Origin of the sequence: Nocardioides sp., from assembly GCF_034670285.1 — a bacterium.
Taxonomy (GTDB): domain Bacteria; phylum Actinomycetota; class Actinomycetes; order Propionibacteriales; family Nocardioidaceae; genus Nocardioides.
This window is the reverse complement of sequence record NZ_JAXMNS010000355.1, coordinates 1-4,063: the sequence shown is the minus strand read 5'-3', so window position 1 is coordinate 4,063 and position 4,063 is coordinate 1. Positions and strand designations below refer to the sequence as shown.

General features: G+C 69.5%; 6 protein-coding genes, 1 pseudogene and 1 riboswitch. All 7 genes and pseudogenes read right to left on the bottom strand.

Annotated features, from left to right (window positions below):
• Positions 1–295: pseudogene (locus VOI19_RS15685) on the bottom strand (glycine dehydrogenase (aminomethyl-transferring)); the annotation flags it as partial.
• Positions 296–399: 104 nt separating this feature from the next.
• Positions 400–496, bottom strand: a riboswitch (glycine riboswitch).
• Between the two features lie 101 nt (positions 497–597).
• Positions 598–1,167, bottom strand: coding sequence for a MerR family transcriptional regulator (locus tag VOI19_RS15680; protein WP_323793901.1), 570 nt, complete (start codon positions 1,165–1,167; stop codon positions 598–600).
• 227 nt (positions 1,168–1,394) lie between these two features.
• Complete coding sequence (locus tag VOI19_RS15675) at positions 1,395–1,865, bottom strand: bifunctional nuclease family protein (protein ID WP_323793900.1); 471 nt, start codon at positions 1,863–1,865, stop codon at positions 1,395–1,397.
• Positions 1,866–1,940: 75 nt separating this feature from the next.
• On the bottom strand, positions 1,941–2,690 hold the full coding sequence (locus VOI19_RS15670; protein WP_323793899.1) for a MerR family transcriptional regulator: 750 nt from the start codon (positions 2,688–2,690) through the stop codon (positions 1,941–1,943).
• 11 nt (positions 2,691–2,701) lie between these two features.
• On the bottom strand, positions 2,702–3,229 hold the full coding sequence (locus tag VOI19_RS15665) for an FHA domain-containing protein (protein WP_323793898.1): 528 nt from the start codon (positions 3,227–3,229) through the stop codon (positions 2,702–2,704).
• Positions 3,230–3,330: 101 nt separating this feature from the next.
• Positions 3,331–3,714, bottom strand: coding sequence for a glycine cleavage system protein GcvH (gcvH, locus tag VOI19_RS15660; protein WP_323793897.1), 384 nt, complete (start codon positions 3,712–3,714; stop codon positions 3,331–3,333).
• A gap of 87 nt (positions 3,715–3,801) precedes the next feature.
• A partial coding sequence (locus tag VOI19_RS15655; protein WP_323793896.1) for a DUF881 domain-containing protein occupies positions 3,802–4,063 on the bottom strand: 262 nt, incomplete at its 5' end.

The window sequence follows — 4,063 nt, the reverse complement described above, 5'->3', positions numbered from 1 at the left end:
GCGGGGTGATCGTGGAGTGGTAGCCGAGACCGATCATCGGCTCACCCGGCCGGTTCGACGCCGCCAGCGCCCTCAGCTCGGCGGCGGCGGCGACCTCGGACACGGCGGCGGGCAGGTTCAGGGACTCGGCGCTGCGGATGCCGCCCGGCACTGCGGCGTCCATCAGCGCGTCGAGCGAGGAGTAGCCCAGGTGGGCGACCATGTGTGCCTCGGCCTCGGCGCTCAACCCGATGTGCCGATTGACGAAGGCGTCGTGCGGTGCGGGCTGGCGGGGGTGGTCGGACGCAGCGGACACAGAGGGCTCCCGGGGATGCAGGGTGGGCGGACACATGGTGGTCGAACGCCCTCCCCCTCTGTCACCCCTCGCGCGACGCTACGCACGATCGGCTCCACAGTTGCCTGGTCCGCGCGGTCCGGGTGCCTGAGAGGTTCCGGGGAGGAATTGCCCCTTCGGCGCTTCGGTCATGCAGGTTGAAGACTCTCCCGCGCGGGATCATCAGCGTGGGCAAACCTACCAGCACCCCTGGCGCGAAATGACGACCGCGCCGCGACCTCGAGGGGTCGCGACGCGGACGGGGTCGTGAAGTCGGCGGGTGGTCAGCCGATCTTGCGGGCGGCACGTCGAGCGGCGAGCTCGTCGGCAGCCGAGGTCTCGGCAGCTGCCGGCGCGTCGGCCCGCTCGCTGGGCAGCTCGGCGAGCGTACCCTCGATCTCGCGCCAGACCCCGCCGATGGCGATGCCGAAGACGCCCTGACCGCCCTGCAGGAGGTCGATCACCTCGTCGTTGGAGGTGCACTCGTAGACCGAGGCGCCGTCGCTCATCAGGGTGACGCGGGTGAGGTCGTCGGTGCCGCGCTCACGCAGGTGGGTCACGGCGGTGCGGATCTGCTGCAGCGAGACACCGGCGTCGAGGAGACGCTTGATGATCTTGAGGATCAAGATGTCGCGGAAGGAGTAGAGCCGCTGCGAGCCGGAGCCCTTGGCGCCACGCACGGTGGGCTCGATCAGCCCGGTGCGCGCCCAGTAGTCGAGCTGGCGATAGGTGATGCCGGCGGCGTTGCACGCGGTGGGACCGCGGTAGCCGACGTCGTTGGGCAGCGGAGAGACGTCGTCGGTGAACAGCAGACCCTGCTCGTCCGCCGAGACCTCGGCACGTTCGTGGGCCAAGGCGGCGTCCACGTCTGCTGACGTGGCACCAGGCTGGTTCTGCTCGTTCACACGGTCCTCCGTGGGGTCTACTTCGTGTGGCGCAGTTCCGGGGAAGGGGACGGTGGGTGCCGGAAGGCAACCACACGCGTGGAACTACAACGAAGACAGTTCAAGGTACGACGACGAGGCGGGCGGGTCAAAGGTCGAGCCCGGCGTGTCGCAAACCCTCACCCTCAGACTGAGGGTCACAGATCGGCGTCGAAGTCCTCGGGCGTCACGTGGTCGAGGAACTCGCGGAACTTCTCCACCTCGTCCTCCTGCTCGGCCGGCACGGCGAGCCCGGCCTCGTCGAGGACGCTCTCCTCGCAGACGATGCGGGTGCCGGTGCGCAGCGCGAGGGCGATCGAGTCGGAGGGCCGGGCGCTGACCTCGACCCCGGAGTCGAAGACGAGAACCGCGAAGAAGACGCCGTCCTTGACGTCGGTGATCCGGACCTCGGCGAGCGGGTTGCCGGTGGCCTCGAGGACGTCCTTCATCAGGTCGTGCGTCAGCGGTCGCGGAGGGATCACCCCCTGCTGGGCGAACGCGATGGCCGTCGCCTCGACTGCCCCGATCCAGATGGGCAGGTAGCGCTCGCCGGTCACCTCCCGCAGCAGCACGATCGGCTGGTTGGAAGGCATCTCGACCCTGACTCCCATGACATCGACTTCGCGCACGTCATCACCCTACCCCCGCACCAAGTCGCACCGGCCCCCACCGGCCCCCCACCGGAAGCACAGCGTCGGGAGAGCTCAGCGACGCCTGAGACCGGCCTTGACCAGCGTGGCGTGCAGTCGCACCGAGAGGGCGGCGATCTGGCTCATGGCGTCCTCGGCCCGGGCAACGGCCGCAGCGTCGCGACCACGCGCCAGGGGTGCCACGGCCTGCTCGACCAGACCGACCTCACGATCTGCGGCTGCTCTGAAGGCACGCAGGTGGCGGGGCTCGAGACCGAAGTCGGCGAGCTCACGGGCGGTCTTGGCGATCACCAGGGCGTCGCTGTCGAAGTGGCCGGTGCCGCTGCGCGAGCTCAGCAGCCCGAACTCCTCGAGCGCGACGAGCTGCTCCTCGCTGATCTCGGCGATCTTGAGCAGCTCCTTGCGCGAGAGTCGCAGGTTGTCGCGACGCAGGAACGACTCGGGGCTCGGCAGCCCGTCGGAGTTGAGCGCGACCGTCGGCACCGTGGGGACGACGGGTTCGATGGGCGGCGGCTCGAGACCCCGGTCGAGGGCATCGAGGTGGTCACCGATCACCCGCAGCGGCAGGTAGTGGTCGCGCTGCATCGTGAGCACGTAGCGCAGCCGCTCGACGTCGGCGTGGGAGAACTTCCGGTAGCCGGCCGCGGTGCGCTCGGGCTTGATCAGCCCCTTGTCCTCGAGGAACCGGATCTTGGGGATGGTGATCGAGTCGAAGTCCGGTCGCAGGAGGTCCAGGACCTGACCGATGTTGAGCAGCCCGCCCGCACTCGGACGGGCGTTCTCCTCAGGTACCGGGCTCGCCATGACCAGATCCGTCAGGAGTGCCGGGAGTCGTGCCCGGAGAAGAAGACCAGGCGGTACTTGCCGATCTGGACCTCGTCGCTGTCCTTGAGGCGCACTGTCTCGATCCGGTCGCGGTTGACGTAGGTGCCGTTGAGACTGCCGGCATCGCTCACCGTGAAGGAGTCCTGCTCGCGGACGAACACCGCGTGCTGACGGGAGACCGTGACGTCGTCGAGGAAGATCTCGCTCTCGGGGTGACGTCCGGCGTGCACGGAGTCGGCATCGAGCAGGAACCGGCTCCCCGCACCGGGGCCCTTCTGGACGACCAGGAGGGCGTGGCCCGGGGGCAGCGCCCCCACGGCGGCCGCGTCGACAGCGTTCAGGGCGCGGTCGGAGGTCTCGACCTTGTCGGACCCGACGCCGATCTGGATGGTCGCGGTGGTCTCCCCCGCAGCGTCTGCAGGCGCCGGGGAGTCGGCACCCACCAGTCGGGTGCCGCACTGGGCGCAGAACCGGGCATCGTCAGGGTTCTGACGGCCGCAGTTGGTGCAGAAGGGCATCGGGGCTACCTCCAGTCGAAGGGTTGGGGGACGTCCGAACCCTCACTACCGGGCTGAGGTTGACGGTTGGTCAAAACCTATCAGCCACAGGGGCGCGTCCGTCAGCCCTCGAGGGTTGCGGTGTAGGTCTCGGCCGACATCAGGTCGCCGAGGTCGCTGTCGGCGGGCACGATCTCGAAGAGCCAGCCACCGCCGTAGGGGTCGGAGTTGACCAGCTCGGGGGTGGCGTCGAGCGACTCGTTGCGGGCCACCACCTCACCACTGACGGGGGCGTAGAGGTCGCTGACCGACTTCGTGGACTCCAGCTCACCGCAGGTGCTGCCGGCCTCGAGGGTCTCCCCCAGCTCGGGAAGCGAGACGTAGACGATGTCGCCGAGCGCGTCCTGGGCGTACTCGGTGATCCCGACGCGGACCGAGCCGGCGTGCTCGCCGGGGCTGCGGACCCACTCGTGCTCAGCGGTGTACTTGAGATCCTCGGGATACAACTCGTGCCTCCATCGCGGGGCCCACCACGACGGCGGGCGAACGGGTGCTGCGGCAGCACGCTACCCGCTCGCGGCGAGTCGTGCCGCTCAGGGGTCGGGCGTCGCGAACTCGGGTTGCACCAGACGCCGCACGGCGTCGATGTCGAGCGAGGCGAGCTCGAGGACCTCCACGACGCGTGGCCCGTCGCCCTCGAGCTGCTTCAGCGGACCGAGGGGGAACCGGATGGCGCTCGCCAGCGCGTTGGCGACCCCGATGGCGTCGATGACGTACGGCGCCTCGACCAGGGTGCCGTCGATCAGCAGGCCGCCGACGCCGTCCTCGAACGAGGTCTGGGCGACGGCACGCACC